The organism is Bacillus sp. 05T22, assembly GCF_056396765.1.
Genome location: NZ_JBFTMC010000227.1, coordinates 1 through 4,588, shown reverse-complemented (window position 1 = coordinate 4,588; position 4,588 = coordinate 1). Strand labels below are relative to the sequence as shown.

Here is a 4,588-nt window from a genome sequence, read left to right as displayed (position 1 = left end):
TGAATACCACGTTTTTTTAAATAATTACATAAAATTCCCCGAAGCTTTTCACTTCCTTGTGGTGATGAATAGCCAATTGCCTTTGATTCAAGTGAAATCTTTTTTAACGACTGTTCAATTTGTTTCGTTGGAAGCAATTCTGGTGATAATTCACCTGTTCCAAGACGGATGATATGATCCATTTGCTCATATTCATTGATTAGTTGAATCGTATGGTAGTTTGGTTTATGAATACTCGATTCAATGTGTTGCTGCCAATTTGGTTGAGATCTGTTCAAAAGCACGTTCCACGAATTATTGGCCACAAATATCCCTGATCCCACTTTAGATTCGATCAAACCATCTGCCTTTAATTCATCAAGCGCAAGTTGTACAGTACTTCGGTTCACATTAAATTGTGTTGCAAGTTGGCGCTGTGTTGGAATTTTTGTACCAACGGTCCAATCACCTCGCTCAATATAAGACTTTATCCAATCTACAATTTGCTCTTGAACGGTCAAATGAGAATGACGATTTGGTTTCCATTTCATCTAATTCCCTCCTAAATTGGGTGGATAAAAAACCATCCAATTGGTTGTTTTCTTTTATTTTTATCATAGTACGATAGTAATTGAAAGGGAGTTGATTATATGGAAGCCATTGTTCATGGAATAATCTTAGCATTCGGACTTATTTTACCTTTAGGGGTACAGAATGTATTTGTATTTTCACAAGGAGCCACACAGCCAAAATTAATTCGAGCACTTCCAGCGGCTGTTACAGCTGCACTATGTGATACATTTTTAATTCTTTTAGCCGTTTTTGGTCTATCTACTATCGTTTTACAATTTGAATGGCTACGACTTGGCCTAATGATTGCTGGAATTTTGTTTTTACTTTACATGGGATATGTTATTTGGAGGTCTGATCCAACTACAAATGAAACGAATAAAGCATTACCAACCCGTCAACAAATCATCTTTGCTTTATCGGTTTCTTTATTAAACCCTCATGCCCTCTTAGATATAGTTGGTGTTATTGGAACAAGTGCATTAAAATATGTTGGAACAGAACAAGTTATTTTTACAATCGCATGTATTACAGTATCTTGGATTTGGTTCTTTGGATTAACGCTCGCAGGTACAGTCATGAAAAAGATAGATGGTACAGGAGGTTTAATGAACATATTCAACAAATGCTCCGCCCTTTTTATCTGGGGAACTGCCATTTATCTTTTTATTGCATTAATATAGCGTTAAATTATAAAGATGTTGTGCTCAACACATAACCCATAAACGACCATAGGACTTTATTTATTTCTACCCAAATAGAGAAAAATACTGTTTAAATCCAGTTTCAAAGCTCATTACTAAAAATAAAAGGACCTAACATATTATTCATATATAATATATAGGTCCTTTTATTTTTAGTTTTTTTAGGGATTTAGGTCTGGATCATATACGATTTTCGTATATGATCCGAGTACCGTTAATGGATAGTTGTTTTCTTAACGTACAGGGAACTGGCTCAAATGTGTCTAAATTATGTCTAAACGTACAATTTTCTTAAAACATACTAAGATTAGTAGTGTAGACCAAGGCATTGGTTTGCACTACTATTTTTTTATAGTAGAAGTGAAGAGTAGGTCGATTTGATATTGGGATCTCGAATCCGTACCCAAAACAGACCTTCTTCACTTACCTTATTTGAATCAGTTTAGTATGTTGGTCCCTGAGATCGTGTATAAGAAATGGGAATCGATAAGAGTAAGGTGAAGACTTCAACTCTACATGAGGAGGCAAAATATGCGACATGTGATTGCGTTTGATATTAGTATGGGAAAGAGTTATATGGTTATTTATAATGTTCAAAAACAATGTATTTTTGAAAGTGAAATAAATCATTCTAAGCCTGATTTTGAGGAACTACGAAAACGAATAGACCAACTTACGAATGAAAATAGAAAATCACCTCATATTGTGTTCGAAGCAACCGGTGTTTACTYCAGGCAACTAGAGCGTTTTATGCAAGATAACAAGTATGAATACTGTCTGTTGAACCCTTTAGAAGCGAAATTACAATGTGATTCCTTACGGATTCATAAAACCGATAGAAGCGACGCACATCAATTAGCTCTCACTCATTTCACGGCTTCCCGGAGAGAAAAGGTAAGTACAGATCACCTATTTTATCAATTAAAATCACTCTCAAGGTTTTACAGTGAACTGGATGACGAATTATCCGTGATTCGTAGTCGTATGCATAAAGTCATTCAGTTGACATTTCCGGAATTGGAACAGATTTTTACAATTAAATCAGATTTATTTTTAAACTTTGTTCAGTTGTTCCCTCACCCAGATCTTATTAAAAATCTTTCCAAAACGGTCATAAAGAATCGGATTCGTACGAATACCAATAAAAACATATCAATCAGCATTGCGGAAAAGAAAGCCATGAAAGTACTTGATGCTGCCAAGGATTCCTATCCAGCCGTACGTCAGGATGACGTTTTATGTGAACAACTCAAATCATACGCAAAACGCTATCAGGAGCTCCTTCATCAAAAAGAACAGTGTATCGAGAAGATGGTACGATTAGCTGAAAGTCGCACAGAGTATCCAATTATTCTTAGTTTTCCAGGAATCGGTCCCAATACGGCTATACGTTTGTTAGCTGAAATCGGGGATATTACTCGCTTCAAAAATAACAAACAACTCAATGCATTTGCAGGTATTGATATACGCCGTTTTCAATCAGGAAAAACTTTTTTCAAAGATAAGATTAATAAGCGTGGAAATAAACACTTGCGGAAACTTCTTTTTCTCATTATCCAGAACATGATTAAACAACGGCCATATTTCTCCCCTAGTAAAAAAACTAAAAGATATTAGGGGTATTTCGTATGACTTTTTATTTATGGATATATGATATGAATTCTCTAGCCTTTACTCTGTGAAAAATCTATAAAAAACAATTGACTAATCGTAAGAAATATCAAAGACGGTTTTCTTCTCATATCGATGAGATTTCTGCCCATTCTTTTGGAGCAAGTGGAACAGGCGGATTAAAATCTTTATTATTTCTTGGGTGTTTTGTTGTATGGCTTGATACAAAATCGATAAATGATCTTGAATCATTCCAATTGCTTTATATTCACTTAATTCTTGTTTCTTCTTTTGCAAAATTAACTGGCGCATCTTAAACATAGTAGAAGAACATAAAAAAATGGCAATGAGTTTTCCATAAACATGGCATTCTAATCGCTCTTGTTTAATATTTTGCCAATGATGAATTTGAAATAGGGATTTCCATGTTTTAAATACAATCTCTATTTGCCAACGGAGAGAGTAAAAATCATGGATTTGTTTCATCGGAATAATCTCCCAAGGTGTATTGGTAACATATAAGTTCATGCCAGCTAATCGTTTACTTTTTTCCGAATACGTAATACCCTTTTTACTTTCCGTATACACTTGTTTTTTCATACGTTCACGAAGTTGTTTTTCTGTTAATCGATACATAATCACCCGAGTGAATAGTTTTTTATCCTTTCCAATATAAGCTTCTTTTATTTCATAGGACTGTCCTGGTTTTAAGGTATCCATAATGTGCTCTAAATCAACTTTGATGTACTGAGATTGTTTTTTTATTGTCCCATTTCGAAAGTATTCAGGAAATTCATTTTTGACATATACCCTATTGTTTAATTTGAGCCGCGATATATAACACACGCCACGTTGATCCATTTGATCTAAATCATCCAGTGAATAATAGCCTAAATCCCGAATACATAGGTCACCAGGGCGTAATGTTGATAAACACTCTGTTCCAAAGGTTTTATCATTATTTTTCCCTGGTTCCACTTGAAAATTTAAAAACTGACCACTATGTAAATCATATTCTAACTGAATTTTTATACCCGCTGTTTGAGCACAACCACCTGATCCAGGATACACACTAGCTAAATGCTTTGGCACTTGAAAAATCGTTGCATCTAAAATACGAATTCGTTGAAAATAGGCGATTGAAGAACTAGGAATCACTGATGTTTCACAAATTTTACTTTTTAATAACGAAGAGAAAATATGTTTTAAAAAGCAAACAGCTTTTTTATTGAAACGCTTATTGAGTCCTTCTGGACTCATAAGTGTTCCTGTAACAGCATGAAGTTGACTACATAGTCGCACTAAAGAATCACTCGATACCCGTTGACTAACCCAAACACAGATAGTAGCTAAATCATGCCCTGAAAACTTACGTTTTCGTTGTACAAAACCTAGTTCTCTAGCAAGATTTTCTAAACATGAAGGAGTAAGATGTTCATATAATTCTTCAACAAATAATTGCAGTTCACTTTGAATCGAAAGATTCATAAAAAACGCCATCCTTTCTGTATATTTCTACAAAAAGAATAGCGTTTTTGGAGGAACATGGATACAATTCCTTATAAAAAAGTTTGGTCATATCTCAAAAATTTCTTCAATCCCCTTCATTACTTCAAAGGATCCTGAACTTTTGTTTGAAGGTATCGCTATCTTGATTCCTGATTTAGGATAAAAAGCAGAATGGAAGCTCACGCCAGGGTCATATCCCATTACATGATACTTAA

General features: G+C 34.4%; 3 protein-coding genes and 2 pseudogenes. 2 read left to right on the top strand and 3 right to left on the bottom strand.

Features of this window, described 5'->3' with window-relative positions; all coding sequences use genetic code 11:
* A partial coding sequence (locus AC1DIT_RS27990; RefSeq protein ID WP_476998592.1) for a GntR family transcriptional regulator occupies nt 1-530 on the bottom strand: 530 nt, incomplete at its 3' end.
* 99 nt (nt 531-629) lie between these two features.
* On the opposite strand from AC1DIT_RS27990, the gene AC1DIT_RS27985 reads away from it, so the two are divergent.
* Together AC1DIT_RS27985 and AC1DIT_RS27980 are read left to right on the top strand one after the other, a co-directional pair.
* A complete protein-coding gene (locus AC1DIT_RS27985; protein ID WP_016113501.1) occupies nt 630-1,232 on the top strand; it encodes a LysE/ArgO family amino acid transporter in 603 nt (200 codons plus the stop codon).
* Nucleotides 1,233-1,784: 552 nt separating this feature from the next.
* Nucleotides 1,785-2,837 (top strand): annotated as a pseudogene (locus tag AC1DIT_RS27980) (IS110 family RNA-guided transposase); the annotation flags it as partial.
* Nucleotides 2,838-2,957: 120 nt separating this feature from the next.
* Here the strand turns inward: AC1DIT_RS27980 and AC1DIT_RS27975 are convergent.
* Both AC1DIT_RS27975 and AC1DIT_RS27970 read right to left on the bottom strand, forming a co-directional pair.
* Nucleotides 2,958-4,352, bottom strand: a complete 1,395-nt coding sequence (locus AC1DIT_RS27975; protein WP_476998591.1) for an IS4 family transposase — start codon at nt 4,350-4,352, stop codon at nt 2,958-2,960.
* Nucleotides 4,353-4,439: 87 nt separating this feature from the next.
* Nucleotides 4,440-4,588, bottom strand: a pseudogene (locus tag AC1DIT_RS27970) (penicillin-binding protein); the annotation flags it as partial.

Excerpts from the sequence above, each read along its gene's own strand:
- AC1DIT_RS27975 (WP_476998591.1), bottom strand. The coding sequence starts at position 4,352 with ATGAATCTTTCGATTCAAAGTGAACTGCAATTATTTGTTGAAGAATTA.
- AC1DIT_RS27985 (WP_016113501.1), top strand. The coding sequence starts at position 630 with ATGGAAGCCATTGTTCATGGAATAATCTTAGCATTCGGACTTATTTTA.